The organism is Parenemella sanctibonifatiensis (assembly GCF_002250565.1).
GTDB classification, from domain to species: Bacteria; Actinomycetota; Actinomycetes; order Propionibacteriales; family Propionibacteriaceae; genus Parenemella; species Parenemella sanctibonifatiensis.
Genome location: NZ_NMVJ01000010.1, coordinates 19,301 through 43,175, shown reverse-complemented (window position 1 = coordinate 43,175; position 23,875 = coordinate 19,301). Strand labels below are relative to the sequence as shown.

General features: G+C 68.5%; 15 protein-coding genes. 9 read left to right on the top strand and 6 right to left on the bottom strand.

The genetic code is table 11. From position 1 onward, the window contains the following. Nucleotides 1-10 precede the first annotated feature (10 nt). A complete protein-coding gene (locus CGZ91_RS11950) occupies nt 11-1,396 on the top strand; it encodes a hypothetical protein (protein WP_094455476.1) in 1,386 nt (461 codons plus the stop codon). Continuing rightward, nucleotides 1,393-2,496, top strand: coding sequence for a hypothetical protein (locus CGZ91_RS11945; protein WP_094455474.1), 1,104 nt, complete (start codon nt 1,393-1,395; stop codon nt 2,494-2,496). Before CGZ91_RS11950 ends, CGZ91_RS11945 begins: the two co-directional genes overlap by 4 nt. 3 nt (nt 2,497-2,499) lie before the next feature. On the opposite strand, the gene CGZ91_RS11940 is transcribed toward CGZ91_RS11945, so the two are convergent. Further along, nucleotides 2,500-2,706 (bottom strand): DUF5302 domain-containing protein, encoded by a 207-nt coding sequence (locus CGZ91_RS11940; protein ID WP_094450728.1) that lies wholly within the window; start codon nt 2,704-2,706, stop codon nt 2,500-2,502. A gap of 155 nt (nt 2,707-2,861) precedes the next feature. On the opposite strand from CGZ91_RS11940, the gene CGZ91_RS11935 reads away from it, so the two are divergent. Both CGZ91_RS11935 and CGZ91_RS11930 read left to right on the top strand, forming a co-directional pair. Continuing rightward, nucleotides 2,862-4,778, top strand: coding sequence for a M13 family metallopeptidase (locus tag CGZ91_RS11935; protein ID WP_094455780.1), 1,917 nt, complete (start codon nt 2,862-2,864; stop codon nt 4,776-4,778). After that, entirely contained in the window at nt 4,775-5,992 is a 1,218-nt protein-coding gene (locus tag CGZ91_RS11930) for a glycosyltransferase 87 family protein (RefSeq protein ID WP_179229346.1), read from the top strand. Before CGZ91_RS11935 ends, CGZ91_RS11930 begins: the two co-directional genes overlap by 4 nt. A gap of 107 nt (nt 5,993-6,099) precedes the next feature. On the opposite strand, the gene CGZ91_RS11925 is transcribed toward CGZ91_RS11930, so the two are convergent. Then, on the bottom strand, nt 6,100-7,569 hold the full coding sequence (locus CGZ91_RS11925) for an amidase (protein ID WP_094455470.1): 1,470 nt from the start codon (nt 7,567-7,569) through the stop codon (nt 6,100-6,102). Nucleotides 7,570-7,708: 139 nt separating this feature from the next. Here CGZ91_RS11925 and CGZ91_RS11920 point away from each other — a divergent pair, with 139 nt between their 5' ends. Then, on the top strand, nt 7,709-10,960 hold the full coding sequence (locus tag CGZ91_RS11920; protein ID WP_094455468.1) for a hypothetical protein: 3,252 nt from the start codon (nt 7,709-7,711) through the stop codon (nt 10,958-10,960). A gap of 165 nt (nt 10,961-11,125) precedes the next feature. Continuing rightward, the gene (locus tag CGZ91_RS11915; protein ID WP_094455466.1) at nt 11,126-14,485 is read left to right on the top strand and encodes a family 16 glycosylhydrolase; all 3,360 of its coding nucleotides are present in this window, start codon (nt 11,126-11,128) and stop codon (nt 14,483-14,485) included. Nucleotides 14,486-14,627: 142 nt separating this feature from the next. Here the strand turns inward: CGZ91_RS11915 and CGZ91_RS11910 are convergent, their stop codons facing one another. Next, nucleotides 14,628-15,887 carry a sensor histidine kinase gene (locus tag CGZ91_RS11910; RefSeq protein ID WP_094455464.1) on the bottom strand — a complete coding sequence of 420 codons (1,260 nt, stop codon included), beginning with the start codon at nt 15,885-15,887 and terminating at the stop codon, nt 14,628-14,630. A gap of 233 nt (nt 15,888-16,120) precedes the next feature. Between CGZ91_RS11910 and CGZ91_RS14665 the strand changes: the two genes are divergently transcribed. The 3 genes from CGZ91_RS14665 (at nt 16,121) to CGZ91_RS11895 (ending at nt 19,528) form a co-directional block, all read left to right on the top strand. Further along, on the top strand, nt 16,121-16,798 hold the full coding sequence (locus CGZ91_RS14665) for a response regulator (protein ID WP_267490245.1): 678 nt from the start codon (nt 16,121-16,123) through the stop codon (nt 16,796-16,798). Between the two features lie 74 nt (nt 16,799-16,872). Further along, nucleotides 16,873-17,973 (top strand): fatty acid desaturase family protein, encoded by a 1,101-nt coding sequence (locus tag CGZ91_RS11900; protein WP_094450723.1) that lies wholly within the window; start codon nt 16,873-16,875, stop codon nt 17,971-17,973. Between the two features lie 76 nt (nt 17,974-18,049). Further along, nucleotides 18,050-19,528, top strand: a complete 1,479-nt coding sequence (locus CGZ91_RS11895; protein WP_094455462.1) for an Hsp70 family protein — start codon at nt 18,050-18,052, stop codon at nt 19,526-19,528. A gap of 194 nt (nt 19,529-19,722) precedes the next feature. Here CGZ91_RS11895 and CGZ91_RS11890 read toward each other — a convergent pair whose 3' ends face one another. From CGZ91_RS11890 to CGZ91_RS11880, 3 genes are all read right to left on the bottom strand, one after another. After that, nucleotides 19,723-20,622, bottom strand: a complete 900-nt coding sequence (locus CGZ91_RS11890) for a polyprenyl synthetase family protein (RefSeq protein WP_094455776.1) — start codon at nt 20,620-20,622, stop codon at nt 19,723-19,725. Nucleotides 20,623-20,697: 75 nt separating this feature from the next. Next, on the bottom strand, nt 20,698-22,314 hold the full coding sequence (gene nuoN, locus CGZ91_RS11885) for an NADH-quinone oxidoreductase subunit NuoN (RefSeq protein ID WP_094455460.1): 1,617 nt from the start codon (nt 22,312-22,314) through the stop codon (nt 20,698-20,700). Next, nucleotides 22,311-23,873, bottom strand: coding sequence for an NADH-quinone oxidoreductase subunit M (locus CGZ91_RS11880; RefSeq protein WP_094455458.1), 1,563 nt, complete (start codon nt 23,871-23,873; stop codon nt 22,311-22,313). Before CGZ91_RS11880 ends, nuoN begins: the two co-directional genes overlap by 4 nt. Nucleotides 23,874-23,875: the final 2 nt, after the last annotated feature.

The following is a 23,875-nucleotide window of genomic DNA, read 5'->3' as shown; positions in this document are numbered from 1 at the left end:
AGGTGCTCGGGTGACCGATCCGCGCCAGCCTGACCCGCGTGAGCCCGTACGCCCACCGTCCGGCCCTACCGAGGATGCTGCCTCGATCGCGACGCCGCCTCGACGGTCCGGGGACCGGCCCGCGGCGCCACGTCCCCACCAGGAAGCACCCAACCCGGGTGGGCCGGCGTACGGAGCGCCCCCGACCGTCGGCCAGTCCGGTCACACCGAGCCCCCGCGTCCGGCGGCACCCAGGCCCGGCGAACGCAGCTGGACCCCACAGCCGGGCAGTTCACCGGACCAGCCGGCCGGCCCGCGCTACGTCCCGCAGGCGCCCGGACCGCGCATCGACGCCCCGCAACACGACGCCGAGGAGGTCTGGGTCAATCAGGGCACCGGGCGAGACTTCGCGGCACCCTCGACGGCACCGAAGTCCAAGCGCCCGCCGATCTGGGTGATCGCGCTGATCGCCGGTCTGGTGTTCGCGCTGCTGGGCGGCGGCCTGTTCTGGGTGCTCGGCCAGCGCAGCGGCCCTCAGGTCGCCGACCCCAACGACCCTGACGCGCAGACCGGATCGGGGCCGGTGCTGGCCTATCTGAATGCGTTGGCCGCGGGCGACATCGACACCGCGCTGAGTCTGGGTCCGCGCGGGCCCGGCGCCGACACCCTGCTCAACGCGGAGGCGTTGCAGGAGTCGCTGACCCGCACCCCGCTGCGCGACATCACCGTCTACGAGCCCGACCCGGCCGCGCCCAACCTGGTCAACGCGGCGTACACCCTGGGCGGTCAACAGGTCCGCACCAGTTTCGGCGTCCACCGGGAGAACGACGGCTCCTGGGTGCTGGACCGCAGCACCGTCACCCTCACCATCACCGCCACCCGCACCGACGGCGTACCCCTGCTCATCAACGGCATCGAGGTCACCGAGAACACCCTCGAGGTCGTGCCCGGTTCGTACGCCATCGCCACCGGGCTGCCGTTCCTGGACTACGACCCGGCCGGCGACGTCCTGGCCACCAGCCTGGACGCCTACCCCTCCCTCACCATCCTGGAACCGCGCCTGACCGAGGAGGGCACCGAGGCGCTGCAGGCCCGCGCCAAGGAGTCCCTGGCGGAATGTCTGACCCGGCGCAGTGTCGATCCGGACGGTTGTCCGCAAAGCGTTGACCCGGGCAGCGCCGTGGTCCCCGACAGCGCCCGCTGGACCAGCGCCAGGGATCCATGGCCGCAGGCGCAGCAGCGGCTCTCGGCCGAGGACAAGGGCACCGCCGAGATGTCGGTGCCGCTGGACCTGCGGCTCACCGTCACCTTTGCCTCCGGCGGCACCACCAGCGATGCACCGGTCCAGATCGCGGCGATGCTGAACGCTGACATGCGCGTCACCTCCGAGGACGCCATCGAGATCGTCTGGCAATGACCACCCCCGGCGCTGCAGACCTGGCTGGGATCGTCGTCGAGGCCAGCGAGCTGCTCGGCGAACCGCTCGCCGACCCCGAGCTCCTGAGGTCCGGCCCACGGGCCACGGTCATCCGGGCCAGCCGCTGCACCGGAACCGTCGTGGTCAAGCGCTTTCGCTCGTCCCGGCCGTGGGTCTCGGGAGGCTTCGGGTTTGCCCGGGAGTGGGCCGGCTTGCAGTGCATCCCCTTCGCCCCGGAGCTGTACGCCGCCGCCCCCGGCCTGATCGTGATGGAGGACGTGGGCCGTGGCCCCACCCTCGCTGACCTGCTGCTCGGCGACGACCCGGACGCCGCCCGGGAGGGGCTGCTCGCCTGGGCCACGGCGTTGGGCACCTCGCTGGAGGCTGCTCGGGGCCGGGTCGATCGGTTCCGCGACCTGATCCGGCAGGTCGACCCGCAGACCCGCACCGCGGGCGGGCCACCCTCGCCGGGGCTGCCCCGACGGGCACTGGATCGGATCTCCCAGCACGTCCCCCTCGACCCGCGGGCGACCGCCGAGGTGGTGGCCCTGGCCCTGCCCGAGCCACCCGAGGACGACGACCCGTTCACCGCCAGCAAGATCACCGTCGGCGCCGGCGATTTCTGCCCCGACAACGTCATCATGGCCGACGCCGGCCCCCGGATCATTGACCTCGAAGCGAGTTCGGTCATCCACGTGGCGGCCGCGGGGATCGACGTGGTGCAGCCGTTTTCGACCTGCTGGTGTCTGGCGTCACTGCCGACCGAGCTGGCGTGGGAGACCCAGCACACCTTTGACCGCGCACTCGATCCGGTCACCTTCCGTACGCCGCTGTCGACCATCCACCTCCAGCGCGCCGGCGCGGCTGCGGCCCTGACGATGACCGAAGTCAGCCTGCCCGGGCTGCTGCGGGCCCGCCCGGACGACGGCGCGCCGCCGGGCATGACAGCACCCAGCGCCAGCCGGACGCGGATGGCGTACCGATGGCGCTGGGTGGTGGAACGTTGCCCGGACCTGCCCGGCCTGCAGCAGACCTGTGGCCGGCTGCTGGAGCACTTCGGGTGGGACAGCGAGCTGCCGCCCTACCCGGCGTTCAACTGAGGGTCAGGACCCGCCCCCACCGGCCTTGCGCCGATAGGACTGGGTGTCCACGTGTCCGGAGACGCCATGCATCTTCTGCTCCGGGTCGACACCGACGGCACCCTCGGTCGGGTGGGAACGCTGCTTCTTGCGCTCCAGGGCCTCGCGCATCTTCTCCTTGATGTCGTCGGCCCCGGAGGGATCCGGCTTCTTGCGGCTGTTGTTACTCATCACCACTCCTTCGTCAAGGTAGGTGCCCATCCTGCCGTCTCCGCGCGTCATCGCCAAGGGGTTTGTCAGCCGCGCCCCTGCTGCGGGCTGCCGCTGGCTAGGCTGAGCGCGTGAGCGACAACGACACCCAGACCACTGTTTTCAACCGCGACTGGATGGATCCTGAGGTCCGTCCCGCCGACGATCTCTTCCGCCACGTCAACGGCGGCTGGCTGAAGACCGTCACCATCGACCCCGACAAGCCGATGGCGGCTGCCTTCACCGACCTGCGCGACGCCGCCGAGGAAGCCGTACGCGACATCATCACCGGGTTGGAATCAGGCGCTCCGGGCAGCGAGACCGCCAAGGTTGCCGACCTGTACGCCAGCTTCATGGACGAGGACCGGGTCGAAACCGCCGGCCTGGCGCCGATCGCCGACCAGCTGGCAGCCATCGCCGCCATCGATTCGGTTGACGCGCTTGCCGACCACCTGGGCTGGGCGATCAGCCACGGCGTCGGGTCGCTGCTCGACTTCGGCGTCGACTCTGACCCCGGCGACCCGCAGCGCTACGTGCTGTTTGCCGACCAGTCCGGCATCGGCCTGCCCGACGAGGCCTACTATCGCGAACCTCAGCACGAGGCGACCCGCACGGCGTACGTCGACCACATCGAGGCGATGTTCACCCTCGCCGGCCTCGACGACCCGCGGGCGCAGGCCGAGGCCGTGATGGAGCTGGAGACCGAGATCGCCTCGCACCACTGGGACCGGGTGACCCGCCGCGACCTGAAGAAGATGTACAACCTGCAGACCTGGACCGACTTCGCCGGCACCGGGCTGCCGCTGGCGCGGGTCGCGGAGGCGGCGGGACTGTCGGCGTACCCGATCGAGGACGTCGTCAACTCCCAGCCCAGCTTCTTCACCGATGTCGCAGCGCTGGTGTCCGAGGATCGGTTGCCCGCCTGGCGCAGCTGGGCGGCCTGGCAGCTGCTGCACGCAATGGCACCGCTGCTGAGCTCCGCCTTCGTCGCCGAAAACTTCGCCTTCTACGGCACGACCCTGATGGGCACCGAGGTGCTGCGGGACCGCTGGAAGCGCGGCGTGACGCTGGTCGAGTCCTACCTGGGCGAGGCCGTCGGCAAGATCTACGTCGAGCGCCACTTCAAGCCCGCCGCCAAGGAGCGGATGGACGAGCTGGTCGCCAATCTGGTGGCGGCCTACCGGGAGTCCATCAGCCAGCTCGACTGGATGACCGAGGCGACCCGGCAGGAGGCTCTCACCAAGCTGGCCGCCTTCCGGCCCAAGATCGGCTATCCCGACAAGTGGCGGGACTACTCCGCGCTGGAGATCAGCGCCGACGACCTGGTCGGCAACGCCTTCCGGGCCGCCGACTTCGAGCTGAAGCGGCAGCTCGGCAAGCTGGGCGGGCCGATCGACCGCGACGAATGGCTGATGACCCCGCAGACGGTCAACGCCTACTACCACCCGCTGCTGAACGAGATCGTCTTTCCCGCCGCGATCCTGCAGCCGCCCTTCTTCCACGCCGAAGGCGACGACGCGGTCAACTACGGCGGCATCGGAGCCGTGATCGGCCACGAGATCGGACACGGTTTCGACGACCAGGGCTCCACCTGCGACGGCGAGGGCCGGCTGCGGGACTGGTGGACCGAGGAGGATCGCACCGCCTTCGAGGACCGCACCAAGGCACTCATTGGCCAGTACAACGCGCTGTCCCCCGAAGGCGCCGACGGTCAGCACGTCAACGGTGAACTCACCATCGGTGAGAACATCGGCGACCTCGGCGGCCTGTCGATCGCGTACGCCGCGTACAAGCTGGCGCTGGACGGCACCGAGCCGGAGCCGATCGATGGCCTCACCGGAGACCAGCGGTTCTTCTACAACTGGGCCGCGGTGTGGCGCGCCAAGCTGCGTCCGGAGGCCGTCAAGCAGCGGCTGGCCACCGACCCGCACTCCCCGAACGAGTTCCGCTGCAACCAGATCCTGCGCAACGTGCCGGCCTTCTACGACGCCTTCGGCGTCACCAAGGACGACCAGTTGTGGCTGGATGAGGGCGACCGCGTCAAGATCTGGTGACCAGCACCTCCGGCAGCTCCGGATCCAGCAGCGCCGCCCCGAGCACCCCGCGCACCATCGCCGCGTGGGGGTTCGGGGCGGTGCTCGTGTTGTACGCCGGGCTGGCCCAGGCCCGAATCGTGCCGCTGTTGGGCGAGCATCCGGCCGGTGAGGACTTCGCCGTCTATCAGCGCGCCGGCCAGGCGATCTGGTCCGGCGGCGACCCCTATCTGACCCGAGAGGGATTCCCTTTCATCTATCCGCCGATCGCGGCGTGGCTGTTCGGCCCGTTGGCGCTGCTGTCGTTTCCGGTGGGGTTGGCGTTGTGGTCGGCCGTCAGCGCCCTGCTGACGTGGTGGATCACGTGGCGGGCCGGCGTACGCCGGGTGCTGCTGTCGGCGGGGATCGCGGCCGCAGTGCTGTTGGCCGCGGCTCCGTTCACCAGAACCGTGTCGTTGGGGCAGCTGGGGGTGTTGCTGACGGCGGCGGCACTGCTGGACTTCGGGCGGCCAGCGGGCCGACCCGGGGGCTGGTGGCGCGGCATCGCCACCGGCGTCGCCTCGGCGGTCAAGCTCACCCCGGCCCTGTTTCCGGTGTGGGCGTTGCTGTCCCGGCAGCGCCGGGTCGCGATGGTCGCGATCCTGACCGCGATGGCGTTGACGCTGGTGGGGTTGATGGCATCGCCGGGGCTGACGTGGGACTTTGCGATGGGCCTGCTGCAGGGCGAGACCGGGATCGGGGACCGTGCCAATTCGATCAGCAACCAATCCGTCGGCGCGGCGCTGCGGCGCCTCTTCGACAGTTCGACCGTGGTGTCGGCGCTCACCATCGTGCTGAGTCTGGCCACGGTGGTCGTGGCATTGCTGGCCGCCCGCCGGTGGCACCATGCGGGCCGCGAACTGTTTGCCGTCTGCCTGGTCGGGGTTGCCACCCTGGTGGTGTCGCCGGTGTCGTGGGTGCACCACCACATCTGGGTGCTGCCGCTCGCGGTGGCGCTCATCCTCGAGGGCCGCGGCATCGGCCCCGCGCGCTGGATCGGCCTGGCGTGGGCCGCGTGGCTGGCGTTCTTCCCGCCCCGGCTGGTCCCGACCGACCCCGAGGTGTGGGTCTATCCGTGGTATCTGGACCTGCTCGGCGCGGTCAGCGTAGTGCTGGCGCTCGCGCTGCTGGTGGCGGCGCTGGTCAGCGCGCCGCGGGCCACCCGGCCAAGCCAGCGGCCTGAGCGGACCGGGTAGCCACGCTGCGTGGTCACCAGCTGCCACTCAACGCCGAGAAACGGGGTTACTTCGCAAATATTCGGGTTGAGCGGCAGCTCACGACCATTTTTCGCTGAGCCCTGACCTCAGCTGCCCGGCCGAAGCGGCCACGGATCGGTCTGCTCCAGCAGCCGACCGGCCCGCAGCACCAGCAGGTCCTCGCCGGGTCGGCCCCAGATCGAGGCTCCGAAGGGCAGCTCCTCCCCGCTCCCGTCCTCGTCGCCAACAACCGCCCGGTGGATCGGGACGTTGAGGCAGGGACGGCCCGTCAGGTTGGCGACGCTGCTCCACGGCGTGAACTTCATCTGCGCCAAGAAGTCCCCGGCGGGGTCCTCGTCGTCGCGGAGCGCCCCGACCGGCAGCGGCGGCTGTGCCAGCGTCGGCGCGATCACCAGGTCCAGGTCGGCCCAGCCGTGGGCCACATCACGGTTGAGCTGCTGGACCGCGGCGACCGCCTCCGCGTACGCCAGCCCGCTCACCTCATCGGCACCGGACCGCAGCCACCGGGTCAGCGGCCGCAGCATCGACTCTGCTTCGGGCGGCACCGGCACCGACTTCGCCATCACCGACCACAGTGCCCGGAAGGAGTTCCAGGCGTCGGCGGGGAACGGAACCGGCGCCTCGACCAGCTCGTGGCCGGCAGCCTCCAGCCCCGCCGCGGCACGTTCGGCCGCGCGGATCGCCTCTGGGTGGATCTCGGTCTCAGCCACCACCAGCGGCGCGGTGAGCAGCCCGACCCGCAACCGCGCGGCCGGCTCCTCGATTCGTTCGAGCGCGTCGGCGGGCAGCTGCCGGGACCGAAACCAGTCACCATCGGCACGGCCCTCGTCGCCCTGTCCCACAGTGAGTGCCTGAATGCCAAGCACTTGGTCGCGGACGGTCCGGCTCAACACTCCCGGCACCGCCAGACCTGCGCCGTCGACGCCGGGAGCCGGGGAGATCAGGCCCCGGCTCGGCTTGTGCGCCACCAGGCCACAGCAGGACGCGGGGATGCGCAGCGAACCGCCACCGTCGGATCCGTGGGCGATCGGGAAGAGCCCCGCCGCGACCCCGGCTGCGGCACCGCCGGATGATCCGCCCGCCATTCGGGTGCCGTTGCCCCAGGGGGTGGTAGCCGCCGGCCGGCCCTCCGGTTCGGTATAGGCGGGCAGTCCGAACTCAGGGGTGGAGGTCTTGCCGATGATGACGGCCCCGGCTGCGCGGGCCCGGGTCACCAGCGGGTCGTCGGTGTCGGCGACATTGCCGGCCAGCAGTGCGCTGCCTGCCTCGAACGGCAGACCCGCGACCTGGTTGAGGTCCTTGATCGGGAAGGGCACCCCGAGCAGCGGTGCATCCGCGACGGAGGTGGGGTCATCGGCAAGGGCGTGGTCGAGTTCGACGGCGCGTGTCCTGGCTGCCTCCGCGGCCACCGCGACATAGGCGCCGTTGCGGTCGGTCTCGGCCAGCGCCAGGAAATGGTCGGTCACCTCGGCGACGCTGACCTCGCGGATACGGATGGCGGTCGCCAGCGCCTCCGCACTGAGGTCGTCGAGTCCGGATGCATGCTCTTCAGCCATGAGGCCCACCGTACGCTGAAGTCTCGCCCTCAGCCTGAGGGTTCGCAGAAACCCTCGCGCTGGCCACGTTCGCTGTGCTTGTATTCCGGCATACGAGGGGGCGCGATCGCGCGCTGGAGCGCAACGAAGGGGCATCCACATGTCTGTCATCAACCGAGTCGTCATGGCACTGCTCGCCGCAGTGCTGGCCGTGTCAGGGGCGGTGATCGCCGTCGCACCGGCCGGTGCCGCGCCGACGCAATGGCCGGCACCGCAACAGGTCCAACTGCCGACACCCACCTTTGACGACGCTGCCTCCAGCGTCACGCTGCCCGCAGCCGATGGAGTGACCTGGACGATCAACGACGAGGCGTACGAGCCCGGCACCCACACCTTCGACGCCGGCGACCGAGGCCTCGACGTGACCGTCGTCGCCACCAGCGGTGAGCAGACCCAGACCTGGACCCACGTCCTGCCCCACGTCATCACCGCCACGCCGCCGACCTTCGAGGCCGACCGCGCCCGCGTCTTCGTCCGCAACCCCGCCGGCGCACAGTTCTTCCTCGTCACAGAGGCCAACCCCGCAGGCGTCGGCATGTCCCCCGCCGTGTGGACCGACCTCAGCGAGTACGCCGGCCAGACCGTCACCGTCGAGGTACGCCCCCGCAGCGAGCGCCACCTGGTGCTCGAGCCCAGCAGCTGGTCCTTCGATGTGCCCGGGACGCTCGCGGCGCCCACCTTCGACGACGCCGCCTCCAGCGTCACGCTGCCTGCAGCCGACGGCGTGACCTGGACCATCAACGGCGAGGCCTACGAGGCCGGCACCCACACGTTCGACGCCGGCACCACCGGCCTCGACGTGACCGTCGTCGCCACCAACGGCGTCGAGTCCCAGACCACCACGCACGTCCTGCCCCACGTCATCACCGTGGCCGAACCGACCTACGAGGGCGATCGTGCCCGCGTCCACACCCGCAATCCGGCCGGCGCCCTGTCCTACCTGGTCACCGACGCCAACCCCGAAGGCATCGTGCTGTCCACGGCCGGATGGCAAGATCTCAGCGAGTACGCCGGCCAGACGGTCACCGTCGAGGTCCGCCCGCGCAGCGACCGGCACCTGGTGCTCGAGCCCAACAGCTGGTCCTTCGACGTGCCCGAGGCCCTCCCGGCACCCACCTACGACGACGCCACCTCCAGCGTCACCCTGCCCGCCGTCGACGGCGTCACCTGGACCATCAACGGCCAGGCCTACGAGGCCGGCACCCACACCTTCGATGCCGGCGACCGGGGTCTGGACGTGACGATCGTCGCCACTGCCAGTGAGCGGAGCCAGACCTGGACCCACGTGCTGCCGCACCTCATCACCGCCGAGGCGCCGACCTTCCAGAACAATCCGATGCGGATCTGGGGCCGGTCCGCGACCGGCGCCCAGTATTTCGTGGTCAGCGACGCCAACCCTGAGGGCGTCGTGCTGCAGCCCGGCTGGAATGACGCCGCGGCGTACAACGGCCAGACCGTGACCGTCGAGGTACGCCCGCGCAGTGACCGGCACCTGGTGCTCGAGCCGAACTCGTGGACCCACACCTTCCCGAACCGGCCCAGCTATGACATCAGCACCGGTGACGAGTTCAACGGCGAGGGCCTGTCGACCGAGTGGAGCGTCGTCGCGACCGACGAGCCCTACAAGGGCAAGGCGTACTTCCTGGAGGAGAACCTCACCGTCCGCGACGGCAACCTCGAGATCCGGATCCGGCGCCACTGCCTGACCCGCCCCGACGAGATGCCCAGCGATGCCAACTCGACCGAGGGTGTCTGCCCGGCCGGGACCACCACGACCTACAGCTCGGGCCGGATGGTTGGCCCGTACACGATGGAGACTCCCGGCAAGATCAGCGTGCGGGCGCGGATGGATGACCAGCACCGCGGTCTGACGCTGGCGGCCTGGGCCCACAGCCAAGGCCAGTTCTGTGGCGGCCCGTACCGCACCTCTGAGGTCGCCGAGCTCGACGTTCTCGAGGTCTGGGGCACCCAGGACAGCACCGCATCCAGCCACATCACCTGTGACAACGGCCGCAACAACAGCTACCACGTCAACACCAAGCAGGGCTTGGAGGGCAAGTGGATCGAGTGGTCGATGGAGTTCGACGGCCATTCGCTCTACTACTACCTGCAGGTCGAGGGTCAGCAGCGCGTACGCCTGGACGGCTCGAAGGGGCCGGCCGTCAACGGCGCCTCGCTGGGCATCACCCAGGAGCGCTTCCTCGCCGCGATGCATGACAACAACTTCCGGTTCATCGCGGGCGTCCACCTGCCGGTGAACACCTCCTGGGCTCCGCACGTCCCCGACGACCAGCCCTTCCCGGAGACCATCGACTTGATCGACTACGTCCGCTGGGAGCCGCTCAACCTGGACGGCTGCAAGCCCACCGGCGCGATCGGGCAGGAACATGCCGCCAACCCGCAGCTCGGCAACCACGTCAGCTGTGCGATGGCCGTCGACGGCGTCCCCGGCGCCCAGGTCCAGCACTTCGAGAATGGCCAGATTTATTGGTCGCAGGCCACTGGTGCGCATGCGGTGGTGGGTCGGATCCTGGACAAGTACCTCGCTTCCGGCGGTCCGGCTGCATTGGGTCTGCCCGTCGATGGTGAACTGACCGGCCTGCGCGACGGCGGCGCCTCACAACGCTTCCAGAAGGTCACGATGTTCTGGTCCATCGCCACCGGAGCGCACTGGGCCCGGGGCGACATCCTCGCCAAGTACGCCGCCAACGGCTGGGAAACCGGCAGCTTCGGCTACCCCATCACCGACGAAATCTGCGGCATCCGCAACAACGGCTGCTACCAGAAGTTCCAGTACGGCAACACCCACGTCTACTGGTCACCGGCCACCGGAGCCCACTTCATCCGCGGCCGCATCTTCGACAAGTACACCGAAAACCGCTGGGAAAACGGCGACTTCGGCTACCCCACCACCGACGAAATCTGCGGCATCCGCAACAACGGCTGCTACCAGAAATTCCAGAACGGCAACACCCACGTCTACTGGACCCCGGCCACCGACGCGCACTTCATCCGCGGCCGCATCTTCGACCGCTACACCGCGCTCGGTTGGGAGAACAGTGACATCGGCTACCCCACCACCGACGAAATCTGCGGCATCCGAGGCGGCGGCTGCTTCCAACGGTTCCAGCGAGAGAACGGTCACATCTACTGGACCGGTTCCACCGGAGCCTGGGAAGTCCGCGGCCTCATCTATGGCCACTACGCCAGCCTGCGCTGGGAAAACGGTCGCCTCGGCTACCCCACCGGACCCGAACAATGCCGCACCCTCACCGGCGGCACCCGCGAATGCACGCAACGCTACCAACGCGGCACCATCACCTGGAACAGCCGCACCGGCACCCGCAGCTGAACCAGATTCGCGCGCACCACGTGCAGGAACCGACCAACCCTCACCTTCGAGTAACAAAACGATCACGCCACGTGACGGGAAGCGTGGCTCCTTGATTGGATGACGACGTCACCTCGGCCCACGTCCCTGCAGCGACCTGCAGGCGCGTGACAGGAAAGGAACTCCATGCTCAAGCGACTCTCGCGCGCAGTTGGGGCAGCGATCGCGGTCACCCTCGCCATGGCGCTCGGCGTCGGCACCGCTCTCGCGGCCCCCGGGCCCGTACCGATGCAAACCTTCCAGAAGCCGACGTTTGACTTCCCGACCAGCTCGATCACGCTGCCGGACGTCGACGGGATTACCTGGACGATCCAGATGATCGAACCCACCCCCGCCGGGGAGGTGGTGGCCTACGAGTCCGGCATCCACGCCTTCGACGTGACGGCCTCCCAGGGCCAGCGCTACTCGGTGGTCGCGACCCGCGCCAGCGACGGCCAAACCCAGGAGACCACCGGCTGGCTCCCGCTGATTCTTGAGCCGACCGCCCCCGACTTCCGCGAGAGTGACGAGTTCGTCCGGGCTCCCAGCCATGCCGGCACCAAGTGGTACGCCATGCTGCCCGACGGCACTGAGCAGGAGCTGAAGGCGCTCACCTGGACCAACCTGTCCGACGTCGAGGGTGACTTCACCATCGAGGTCCGCCCGGGAGACTCGAGCGGAAAGCGGGTCTGGCTCGTCGGCCAGACCTCTTGGACCCACAACTGGAACGCCGACGACTTCCCCGAGCCCGCCTTCAATGACGTCGAGGGCACCGTCGAGCTGCCCGCCAAGCCGGGCTTCACCTGGACCATCAACGACGAGCCCTACGAGCCCGGCACCCACGCCTTCGAGGTGCCCGAGCGTGGCGGCCTGCCGATGACCGTGGTATCCGCCCGCGCCGCCGACGGTGCCACCGACAGCACCCTCCACACCCTGCCCGAGGTCTACGAGGCCCCCGCCCCTGCTTTCAGCCAGGCCGACCGCCGGGTAAGCGTGACCCCGCGCTGGGGCATGGAGTGGTATCTGGTCACCGACGACACCGACACCAAGCTGGCGTACGGCGGCCAGGTCGTCGACGTCGAAGGCGACTTCACCATTGAGGTCCGTTCCAACAGTGGCGGCAAGCAGCTGCTGCTGGTCGGTCAGACCAGCTGGGACTACAACTGGTCCGCGAACGTCTTCCCCGAGCCGACCTTCAACTACCGGGACGGCAGCATCACCTTCCCCGAGAAGGACGGCTACACCTGGACCCTCCAGCCGATGAAGGGCAACGAGTACGCCGGCGACAAGATCAGCTACGCGCCCGGCCCCCGTGACATCGCGGTGCCCGAGCGCGGCCAGCGCTACGAGGTCGTCGCCACCCGCACCAGCGACGGCCAGACCCAGGCGTGGCGCGACTGGCTGCCCGAGGTCTACACCTCCCCGGCGCCCACGTTCGACAACGGCGAGCTGAAGGTCTACACGCCGGGCCGCTGGGGCACCACCTGGTACGCCATCCTCGCCAACGGTGAGGAGCGCAAGCTCAACTCCAACAGCTGGTCGCTGATGTTCGACCAGCAGGGTCAGCCGGTCACCTTCGAGATCCGCTCCAACAGCAACGGCCAGCAGCTGCTGCTCGCCGGTGACACCAGCTGGACCCACACCTGGCCGGCCCGCCCCGACTACGACCTCAGCGGCGGCGACGAGTTCAACGACGAGGGCATCTCGGCACAGTGGATCGTCTCCGAGCGGGACACCCCCGCCAAGGGCAAGTCGGTCTACAAGGCCGACAACCTGACCATCGGCGAGGAGGACGGCGAGAGCGTCCTCAAGATCCGGTCCCGTCGTCACTGTGTCGCCTCGCTCGACGAGCCGCTGACCGATGCCAATGGCATCCCGGACGGCGCGACCGGTCAGGCCACCATCTGCCCGCCCGGCACGGTCACGACCTACTCAACCGGTCACATGATCACCGAGTTCATCTATGACGCCCCCCAGCGGGTCGAGATCCGCGCCAAGATGCCCAAGCCGCACGTCGGTCAGACGCTGGCGCTGTGGATGCACAACGACAACAAGTTCTGCAACAGCAATGCTGACTCGCCGAACGCCGACATCGGCGAGCTCGACGTCCTCGAGGTCTGGGACGTCGACAACACCGTTGCCTCAACTCACATGGCCTGCACCGACGGCAAGCTGCGCAGCTTCAGCGTGGGCACCAACGCGGAGCTCCGCGAGGAGTGGCACACCTGGGCGGTGGAGTACGACGGGTACGCCATTCGCTACTACTTCGACGGCGAGCAGCTGGGCGACCGCAACAACCCGGCGGGCGGCCCGATCGACGTCACTGCGCAGCGGATGGGCATCAGCCAGGAGCGCTTCAACAGGGTCATGGAGGATTACGCTTGGCGCTTCATTGCCGGCATCCACATGCCCAAGGATGGCGGCTGGGCGCCGTGGGCCCCAGATGACCGGCCCTTCCCCACCCAGTACGACTTGATCGACTACATCCGGATCACGCCCTACGATCCGGCCAACTGTGCGCCGACCGGTCCGATCGGGCAGGAGTACGCCGCCAACCCGCAGCTGGGTGAGCCGCTCGGCTGCGCCCAGGATGCCGGCGTGGCCGGTGCTCGGATGCAGCGCTTCGAGAACGGGACGATTTATTGGTCGCAGGCCACTGGCGCGCATGCGGTGGTGGGTCGGATCCTGGACAAGTACCTCGCTTCCGGCGGTCCGGCGGCTTTGGGTCTGCCCGTCGATGGTGAACTGACCGGCCTGCGTGACGGTGGCGCCTCGCAGCGTTTCCAGAAGGTCACGATGTTTTGGTCGCTGAAGACCGGCGCCCACTGGGCCCGAGGCGACATCCTCGCCAAGTACGCCGCCAACGGCTGGGAAACCGGCAGCTTCGGCTACCCCATCACCGACGAAATCTGCGGCATCCGCAACAACGGCTGCTACCAGAAGTTCCAGTACGGCAACACCCACGTCTACTGGTCACCGGCCACCGGAGCCCACTTCATCCGCGGCCGCATCTTCGACAAGTACACCGAAAACCGCTGGGAAAACGGCGACTTCGGCTACCCCACCACCGACGAAATCTGCGGCATCCGCAACAACGGCTGCTACCAGAAATTCCAGAACGGCAACACCCACGTCTACTGGACCCCCGCCACCGACGCCCACTTCATCCGCGGCCGCATCTTCGACCGCTACACCCAACTCGGCTGGGAAAACGGCGCCTTCGGCTACCCCACCACCGACGAAATCTGCGGCATCCGAGGCGGCGGCTGCTACCAACGCTTCCAACACTCCAACGGCCACATCTACTGGCACGTCACCACCGGAGCCTGGGACGTCCGCGGCCTCATCTTCAACCACTACGCCACCCTGCGCTGGGAGAACGGCCGCCTCGGCTACCCCACCGGACCCGAACAATGCCGCACCCTCACCGGCGGCACCCGCGAATGCACCCAGCGCTACCAACACGGCACCATCACCTGGAACAGCCGCACCGGCACCAGAAGCTGAACCAGATTCGCGCGCACCACGTGCAGTCCATTCCCGACAACCCTTCGAAACCGGGGTCCCACGGCATCGACTGCACGTGGTGCGCGCGAACCGAGACCTGAGCCGTCACAACCGCCGATCGAGACGACCGGACCGGGCAGCCTCAGCGGGTTGGGCGCCGCAGCGGGATGACCGCGCGTACCGCCCAGCCACCCTCAGGCGTCGGGCCGGCGCGGACCGTGCCGCCGACTGCGCCGGCGCGTTCCCGCATCCCCCGCAGGCCCAGCCCGCTGCCGGTCAGGTGCGGGTCGCTGTCCGGCGGGGTGTTCTCCACGGTGATGGTGAGGTTGTTGGCAGTCACCGCCAGGCGTACCGAGATCTCACTGCCGGGGGCATGCCTGACCGCATTGCTGAGCGCCTCCTGGACGATCCGGTACGCCGTCAGCGAGTTGACGTCAGAGACGACCGATTCGTCGACGTTGCCGCTCGTCTCGAAGTGGACCGTACGCCCACTGCGCCGGGTGCTCTCGACCAGATCCGGGATTCGGCTCAGGGTCGGCTCCGGCGTCAGATCCTGGCTCGTCTCGTCCTGCCGCAGCACCTGCAACAGCACCCGCATCTCCACCAGCGCCTCACGAGCCGAGGCAGTGATGTCGTCCAACTCGGCCACCACTTCGGGCGCCACGCCGTCGATCCGGTAGTGCACCGTCGAAGCCTGGATCGAGATCACCGACAGGCTGTGGGCCACCACGTCGTGCAGTTCCCGGGCGATCCGGCTGCGTTCCTCGACCAGTTGACGCCGTTCGGACTCAGCCTCGGCGCGTTGCTGCTGTTCGATGGCGCGTGCCCGGCTCGCGACCCAGAGGCGGATCACAACACCGAAGGCGATCACCAGGATCAGAATCGAGAAGAGCGTCACCAGGTTGCCCGAGATCGGCTGCCCGTCAGCCGGGTCGCCCAGCAGCACACCCCAACCGGTCGCCAAGGTCACTGACAGCGCCGCCGCGGAGCTGGCCACCGGCCACGGCTCGCGTACCGCCAGCAGCAGACAGGTCACCGTCACCGCCAGCAGCGACACCACCGGCACCGGCCAGGGGAAGCCGTGGTCGCCGGCGGTCAGCGGCACCACCACCGCGATGCTCAGGGCCGTCACCGCCACCGACCACCAGGGGCGTACCAGCGCCAACAACAGACCGGCCGAGTGCAGCGCCGAGATGGCGAAGGCGAGAGCGACCGGCACCGGATAGATGGTGGGCAGCAGGGCCGCGCTCAACACGGTCAGGACCACCGCGGCGCCGATCGCGACCACCACGATCACCCGCCTGGATGCCAACGGCTCACCCGGATGGCGCATCAACATCTGGAACCAGCGCGGCAACGGCTGACTGCCGGGGTCGCCCCCGCGAACGCCCGGTGCTCTCATCGCCGCCTCCCTGGTGCCACCATCGCCGCACCGGGCAGCGATCGTCCAACCATTTCTCCGGGCTGGCCGGCTGCCGTAGGCTCGGCGTCACCACGGGCGGATCCGGATCCGCCGTTGCTCGTCCTGGTGACCATGTCACCAACCTACGCAGCAGCGTGCGGTCGTGCATCACTCCCGGGTGGAGCGCGGCCGTCATACCTGGGAGTGACCGCATCATCGTGGAGAGGAAGCTGGTGGACGCACCGCTGGACCGGCCGATCAGGCTGGTGATCATCGACGACCAGGAGATGGTGCGCAAGGGCTTCGGGGCGCTGCTGCAGGCCCAGCCCGACATGGAAGTGGTCGGTGAGGCCGCCGACGGCAGTCGCGCGATCGACTTGGTCACCAGCACTGACCCGGATGTCGTGCTGATGGACATCCGGATGCCCGAGGTGGACGGATTGGAAGCGGCCCGCCAGATTGCCGCGCTGCCGGACCACTCCCCCCGGCTCATCATGTTGACCACCTTCGACATCGACCACTACGTCTTCGATGCACTGCGGGCCGGCGCCAGCGGCTTCCTGCTCAAGGATGCGCGGGTGGAGGACCTGATCCACGCCGTACGCGTGGTGGCCGCCGGCGAGGCGCTGTTGTCCCCCTCTGTGACCCGTTCGCTGATCGCCGAGTTCGTCGCGCGCCCGGACCGGCAGCACGCCCCGGTACGCCTCGAGGAGCTCACCGAGCGGGAGCTGGAGGTGATGCGGCAGGTCGCTCGCGGCCTGTCCAACAGCGAGATCTCCGCGGAGCTCTTTGTCGCCGAACAGACCGTCAAGACCCATGTCAGTCGGGTGCTCGCCAAGCTCGGATTGCGTGACCGCGCCCAGATCGTGGTCGCGGCGTACGAGTCCGGAGTTGTCACAGCCGGGGACTAGTCACTCCCGGGTAGGGGTCCAGGTCGGACCGAGGGAGTGACGTTTTTGGGCGCTGTCGCGGCCACGATTGCTGCATGACCCAGCTGCTCACCACGTCGAGCCCCGACGCCGCCCCACGGCGCACCAGCCGCAACCCGTTCGCCAACCTGATGGCCACGGTGAAGCAGGAGGGTCTGTTCGCGCGTTCGTACGCCTACTACTGGACCCTGCTGATCACCCTGACGCTGGTCGGTGCCGGGTTGTTGACTCTGTCTGCTCTCATCGGCGACAGCTGGTGGCAGATCGCGATCGCAGTCGGCATCGCCTTGGTGATGACCCAGTTCGGCTTCCTGGGCCACGATGCTGCCCACCGGCAGATCTTCACCAGCGCCCGCTGGAGCGACGGTGTCGCACTGGTGGTCGCCAACCTCTTCGTCGGATTGGGCATCAGCTGGTGGAAGAAGAAGCACACCCGACACCACGGCGGCCCCAACAAGATGGGCGTCGATTCCGACATCGACAACGGTGTGGTCGCCTTCACCCCGAGTGACGAGCAGACCCGGCTGGGACGCTGGATGCGACGCCGTCAGGTCTGGTTCTTCTTCCCGATCGTGTCCCTGGTGGGACTGCAGATGGACGTCAACTCCTTCAAGCACCTCTTTGCCCGCGGCGAGGTGAAGAACCGGTGGCTGGAGCTGGCGCTGCTGACGATCCACCACGCCGGGATGACGATCTTCGCCTTCTGGGCGATGTCGCCGGCGATCGCGATCACCTTCCTGGTGGTGCACAAGCTGGTCTTCGGCTTCTATCTGGGCATGGTGTTCGCCACCAACCACATCGGCCGACCCACCGTCGGCCCGGACGTCAAGATCGACTTCCTCAGGCGTCAGGTGCTGATGAGCCGCAACATCTCCGGCGGCCCGGTGGTCTCATTCCTCATGGGCGGGCTGAACCACCAGATCGAGCACCACCTCTTCCCGTCGATGTCGCGCCCCAACCTGGCCCGAGTGGTCCCAATCGTGAAGGACTTCTGCCGCGAGCAGGGCATCGACTACCACGCGACCACGCTGTGGCAGGGCTACGTCGAGGTGGCGCGTCACATCGACGAGGTCGGTCACGGCGACATCGACATGTTCGAGTGCCCGATCGCCGCCGCGATGGCACCGGCCAACCACCCCAGCCTGATGCGCGCCTGACCGTACGCCGCGCAGTCTGCTCATCCGAGCGCAGGCTGTTCATCCGCTGCTCACCCGGGGCATCTACGCTGCGGCCATGCGCTTGGGCATCGACTTCGGCACCACCCGCACCCGAGTCGCGCGGGTGGACCGGGGCAACTATCCGGTCGTCAGCTTCACCGACCTCAACTCCGACGCCGTCGACCACATCCCCAGCCTGATCGCCCGCGGTGCCGACGGTGCCTTGCGCTATGGCTTCGCGGCGCTCGCTGCCCACCAGCAGTCCGGTACGCCGCTACTGCGCAGCCTGAAACGTCACTTCGCCGATCCCGCCGTCACCGCCGACACCGTGATCGAGGTGGGCGGTCGCCCCGAACGCCTCGCCGACCTGTTGGCAGGCTTTCTGGGACACGTCCGCCAGGCCCTGCTGGCGGCCCTTCCCGACGCCGCCGACGAACCGCTGGAAGCGATGATCGCCACCCCGGCTCATGCACCCGGCGTCCAACGTTTCCTCACGCTGAGCGCCTTCACCGAAGCCGGCTTCACGGTGCTGGGCATCGTGCACGAACCGTCAGCGGCCGGCTTCGAATACACCCATCGGCAGCCGCGCACCCTCAACTCCCGCCGGGACCAGGTGGTGGTCTATGACCTGGGCGGCGGCACCTTCGACGCCTCGCTGATCCAGGTCGCGGGCGGCCGCCACGAGGTGCTCGACTCCCGCGGCGACAACCGGCTCGGCGGCGACGACTTCGACGCCGCGCTGGCGGGACTGGCCGCGCCCGGCGTACGCGCCTCGCCGGATCTGCTCGATGAGTGCCGCACCGTCAAGGAAGCGATCCAGCCGCAGACCCGCCGGATCGTGGTCGAGGTCGACGACGACCTCATCACCATCCCGATCACCGACGTCGCCACCGCGGTGGCGCCCTTGGTCGATCGCAGCATCGACACCATGACCGGTCTGGTCGGCGACTCCCTGAACGACACGTCGGTCGCCGGCATCTATCTGGTCGGCGGCGCCTCCGGGCTGCCGCAGGTGGCCCGCCAGCTGCGAGACCGATTCGGCCAGCGGATCCACCGGTCACCGCATCCGTCAGCCTCCACCGCGATCGGGTTGGCCATCGCCGCCGACCCCGATTCGGGTTTCAGCCTCACCGAACGATTGTCGCGCGGCTTCGGGGTGTTCCGAGAAGCCGAGGGCGGCCAGCGGGTCAGTTTCGATCCGATCTTGGGGCGCGAGGCTCGGGTCGGCGGACCGGCACAGACGCGGCGTTATCGGCCCCAGCACGACATCGGCCGGTTTCGCTTCGTCGAGTACGCCGACTTGGACCCGGCAGGCATGCCCACCGGGGACATCGCGCCCTTCGCCGACGTCGTCATCCCGTTCGACCGGGCCCTGCGACATGCACCGGTGTCGGCCGAGGCGCCGGCGCACCGGACCGGACCCGGGCCGCTGATGGAGGAGAGCTACACCGTCGACGAGAACGGCCTCGTCGAGGTGACCATCACGGACCGCGAGGACGGCTGGTCACTGCGGCACTCGATCAGCTACCCAGCCGGCGAAGCCCCAGCGCACTGAGGAAATGCAGCTCAGATCGCCGAAATCGGGCGTACAACCACGCGAAGCTGTAGTTGTGCCCGTCCGGCGGATCGGGTGCGTACGCCGGCTCAGTCGGTGGCGTCGTCGGCGGCCGCTGCCCGGCGTACCTGCCGGCCCAGCAGTCGGTCGTACGATCCGCGACTCAACCTTTTGACGGACCCGTTCGCCAGAGCTCAGACCGAGCGGGTCACCACCGAGTCGCACATCTCACTCAACGCATCGCGGGCGGCGCCGGCCGGCAGCGCCGCCAGGTGGGCTCGGGCCTTCTCGGCCCGGGCCGCGATCGACTCACGGGCAGCGTCGATGGCGCCGTGCTGGCGCAGCAGTCGCAGCGCCTCGGGCAGGTCTTCCTCGCTGACCGGGCCGCTGATCAGCTCCCGCAGCCGGGCGTTCGCCTCGGACTCGTCCTCCAGAGCGAGCAGCGTCGGCAGGGTCAGGACACCCTCGCGCAGGTCCGTGCCGGGAGACTTGCCCGACACGTCGGAGGTGACGTCCAACAGGTCGTCGCTGAGCTGGAAGACCAGCCCGATCTCTTCTCCGAACTGGCCCAATGCCTCCAGCTGCTCGGCTGGCAGCCCCGCCACCATGCCACCGAAGACGGTCGAGGCGGCAATCAGCGAGCCAGTCTTGTCAGCCAACACCGCGAGATAATGCTCGAAGGCGTCAACCCCGTCAGCGGGGCCGGTGGTCTCGTTGATCTGACCGGTCACCAACCGGGCAAAAGTGTCGGCCTGCAGCGCGACGTAGTCGGGGCCCAGCTGTGCCACGACCGCAGAGGCGCGGGCAAAGAGGTAGTCACCCACCAAGATCGCCATCGAATTGGACCAGCGAGCGTTGGCGCTCGGTGCGCTGCGGCGTACGGAGGCCTCGTCCATGACGTCGTCGTGATAGAGGCTGGCCACGTGGGTGAGCTCCACCACCACGGCCGCGTCCACGATCCGCTCCCTGGGCGCGTCGCCGGACAGCTGGGAGGCCAGCACCACCAGCCCGGGCCGGAACCGTTTCCCGCCAGCCTTGATGATGTGCTGGCTCGCCTGATTCATGAGGTCACTGCGAGCAGCGGCCATGTCCATCAGCCGCTGCTCGATGTCAGCCAGACAGGACTCCCAGATCCGGTCCAGGTCCTCGCGTGTGGTGGCCAAGTTCTCCTACCTCAGGAATCCACCGGCTTGGGCTGCGAGCTCCAACACCGGTCCGGGCACGACGCCCAGCACGAGGGTAGCGACCAGCCCGATGCCGAGCGTGACGGCGGTGCCCCAGCCCGGGACGACGACCTCGCCAACCTCACCCTCAGGATCACTGAACCACATCGCCACGACAACCTTCAGGTAGATGAAGGCGGCCACCACGCTGACCAGCACCGCAACCACGACCAGCCAAGCGTAGCCGCCGCTCCAGGCGGCCGCGAAAACGGCCCACTTGCCCATGAAACCGGCGGTCAGCGGGATGCCGGCGAAGCTCAGCATCAGCACCGTGAAGATGCCGGCGACCAACGGGCTGCGACGTCCCAGGCCGGCCCACTGGTCCAGTCGGGTCGCCTCGGAACCGTTGCCCTCCCGCACCATCGTCACGATGGCAAAGGCGCCCAACGTCGCGAAGCCGTAGGTGACCAAGTAGAACAGCACCGACGAAACCGAGCCGAGCTGAGCGACCGAGCCTTCTTCGGCAACGCTGGCGCCCACGACTGCAGTCATGAGGAAGCCGGCATGCGCCACCGAGGAGTACGCCAGCAGCCGCTTCATGTCGGTCTGCACGATCGCCATGATCGAGCCGATCAGCATGGAGGCGACCGCGACGACGGCGAGCATGATCTGCCAGTCCCAGCGGTAGCCACCGAAGGCGACGAAGAAGAGCCGCAGCAGCGCGATCATCGCGGCAAACTTGGTGCAGATCGCCATGAATCCGGTGACCGGCGTCGGGGCACCCTGGTAGACGTCAGGCGTCCAGGAGTGGAAGGGCACCGCGCCGACCTTGAACATCAACGCCGCACCCATCAGCGCCATCCCGGCCAGGATCATCCCGTCGGACTCGGGCAGCGCGGCTGCCGCGGCGATGGCGGCGAAGTCCAGCGACCCGGCGTACCCATAGGTGAGCGCCATGCCATAGACGAAGAAGCCCGAGGACAGCGCGCCCAGCAGGAAGTACTTCATCGCGGCTTCCTGCGACAGCAGTCGGCGGCGCCGCGCCATCGCGGACAGGATGTACAGCGGGAAGGACAGCACCTCCATCGCAATGAACATCGTGACGAGGTCGTTGGCGGCCGGGAACATCAACATGCCCGACAGCGCGAAGAGCACCAGCGGATAGACCTCGGTGAGCTCGATGCGGGCAGCGGTCGCCTCCCGCTCCGTCGGCGACCCGGGCGGGGCCGCGGCGTTGGAAGCGAAGGCGCTGACGCCGTGGTAGACCTTCTTCTCGGCCATCAGCAGAACCGCCAGCCCACCGAAGATCAGCAGTGCGGCCCAGCTGAAGTACGCCGGTCCGTCCACCATGATCGAGCCGAGACCGGCCAGGCCACCGACACCGGCGGACCAGTTCATGACGGTCGCCACCAGGGCGGCAACGATGGTGATGAGCGTCAGGCCGACCTGCAGGCCGTGCCGTGCCTCACGCGGCGCGAGCGCCTCCACCAGCACACCGATGCACGCCCCGCCGAGCAGGAAGAGAATCGGCAGCAGCAGTCCCAGCTGCAGGTCGCTGATGGCAGGCTCGGGAAGCCTGGTTTGCAGCACCGCATGCAGTGGGCTCAGGAACAGCGGGCTCATCGGTTGGCCCCCTTCGGCTCAGGGTCGGTGACTCCGGCGTGCTGCTGGATCTCCTGCGACACGGGAGTGATGACGTCGAGCATCGGCTTCGGGAAAAAGCCGAGCACGAGGATGAGGGCGATCAGCGGGCCGATGGCCAGCTTCTCCCGCCCGGACAGGTCGGAGGTGAAGGTGTCGGAGACCTGCTCGGTCACCGGCCCCGTCATCGTCCGCTGATAGGTACGCAGCACGTAGACAGCTGCCAGCACCACCGCGATCGCGCTGATCGCGGCGGCCCAGGGGTAGCGGCCGAACGTGCCGGCCAGCACCATGTATTCGGAAACGAAGCTCGACATGCCCGGCAGCGCCAAGGTCGACAGTCCCGCCACCAGCAGGACGCCGGCGGCGATCGGCGCGACCTTCTGTACGCCACCGAAGTCGGCGACCACTCGGGAGCCGCGACGCTTGGTGAGGTAGCCGACCGCCAGGAACAGCGCCGCCGTCGACAGGCCGTGGCTGACCATGTAGAAGATCGCGCCGGTGAGCGACTGGGTGGTCAGCGCGAAGATGCCCAGCACGATGAAGCCGAAGTGGCTGATCGAGGTGAAGGCAACGAAGCGCATCAGGTCCCGCTGTCCGATCGCGGCGAGCGCGCCGTAGAGGATCGAGATGACGGCCCAGATGATGATCAGCGGGGTCGCCCACTGGCTGGCCTCGGGGAAGATCCCCAGGCAGATCTTGATCATGCCGAAGGTGCCGAGCTTGTCGAGGATGCCCGTCAGCAGCGTCGCGCCGCCCGGCGTCGATTCCTCAGCCGCCGCCGGCAGCCAAGCGTGTACGCCGACCATCGGCGCCTTCACCGCGAAGGCGATGAAGAAGCCCACGAACAACCAGCGGCCGACGTTGCCGTCGATGCCGGTCTGAGCGAGCTCGGAGATCAGGTAGGTGGGGCTGCCCTGACCGGCGGAGGCGGCGTACAGACCGATCACCGCAGCCAGCATCAGCAGACCACCGGCCAGCGAGAAGATCAGGAACTTCACCGCTGCGCTGGCACGCTTCGCGCCGCCGAAACCACCGATGAGGAAGTACATCGGGATCAGCGTTGCCTCGAAGAGGAGGTAGAACAGGAAGACGTCGGAGGCCATGAAGACCAGCACCGCCAGGCCCTCCAACGCCAGCGCCAGGCTGACGAAGGCGACGCCACCGAAGCGCTGCTGCGGCACCAGCTTGGAACGGCGGCCGGGCTCCGGGTCGGCTTCGCCGCGCGGATGGGCGTGGTGGTCCGGGTCGTCCCAGGTGGCGATCAGCACCACCGGCACCAGCACCACGGTCAGCAGCACCATCACCAGCGCGAGCGGGTCCAGCGCCAGCGCGAAGTGGGCGCCGATCATCGGAATCCACTGGATCGCACCGTCCAGGCTGCCATCGGACCCGGTCACCGCGGCGTACACCGCCAGCGCCAGTGTCACCACGGCAAAGCCCAGTCCTACCCAGCGGGCCGTGGCCCCCTTGAGGAAGGCCACCACGAGCGCGCCCACCAACGGCACCGCGCCCAGAATCGTCAGCATCACAGGAAACATGT

What these genes read in the sequence shown, in the direction of transcription:
- CGZ91_RS11940 (WP_094450728.1), bottom strand. Translation starts at nt 2,706, where the DNA reads ATGAGTAACAACAGCCGCAAGAAGCCGGATCCCTCCGGGGCCGACGAC.
- CGZ91_RS11915 (WP_094455466.1), top strand. Translation starts at nt 11,126, where the DNA reads ATGCTCAAGCGACTCTCGCGCGCAGTTGGGGCAGCGATCGCGGTCACC.
- CGZ91_RS11945 (WP_094455474.1), top strand. Translation starts at nt 1,393, where the DNA reads ATGACCACCCCCGGCGCTGCAGACCTGGCTGGGATCGTCGTCGAGGCC.
- CGZ91_RS11890 (WP_094455776.1), bottom strand. Translation starts at nt 20,622, where the DNA reads ATGGACATGGCCGCTGCTCGCAGTGACCTCATGAATCAGGCGAGCCAG.
- nuoN (WP_094455460.1), bottom strand. Translation starts at nt 22,314, where the DNA reads ATGAGCCCGCTGTTCCTGAGCCCACTGCATGCGGTGCTGCAAACCAGG.
- CGZ91_RS11920 (WP_094455468.1), top strand. Translation starts at nt 7,709, where the DNA reads ATGTCTGTCATCAACCGAGTCGTCATGGCACTGCTCGCCGCAGTGCTG.
- CGZ91_RS11900 (WP_094450723.1), top strand. Translation starts at nt 16,873, where the DNA reads ATGACCCAGCTGCTCACCACGTCGAGCCCCGACGCCGCCCCACGGCGC.
- CGZ91_RS11910 (WP_094455464.1), bottom strand. Translation starts at nt 15,887, where the DNA reads ATGAGAGCACCGGGCGTTCGCGGGGGCGACCCCGGCAGTCAGCCGTTG.
- CGZ91_RS11895 (WP_094455462.1), top strand. Translation starts at nt 18,050, where the DNA reads ATGCGCTTGGGCATCGACTTCGGCACCACCCGCACCCGAGTCGCGCGG.
- CGZ91_RS11880 (WP_094455458.1), bottom strand. Translation starts at nt 23,873, where the DNA reads ATGTTTCCTGTGATGCTGACGATTCTGGGCGCGGTGCCGTTGGTGGGC.
- CGZ91_RS11925 (WP_094455470.1), bottom strand. Translation starts at nt 7,569, where the DNA reads ATGGCTGAAGAGCATGCATCCGGACTCGACGACCTCAGTGCGGAGGCG.
- CGZ91_RS11935 (WP_094455780.1), top strand. Translation starts at nt 2,862, where the DNA reads ATGGATCCTGAGGTCCGTCCCGCCGACGATCTCTTCCGCCACGTCAAC.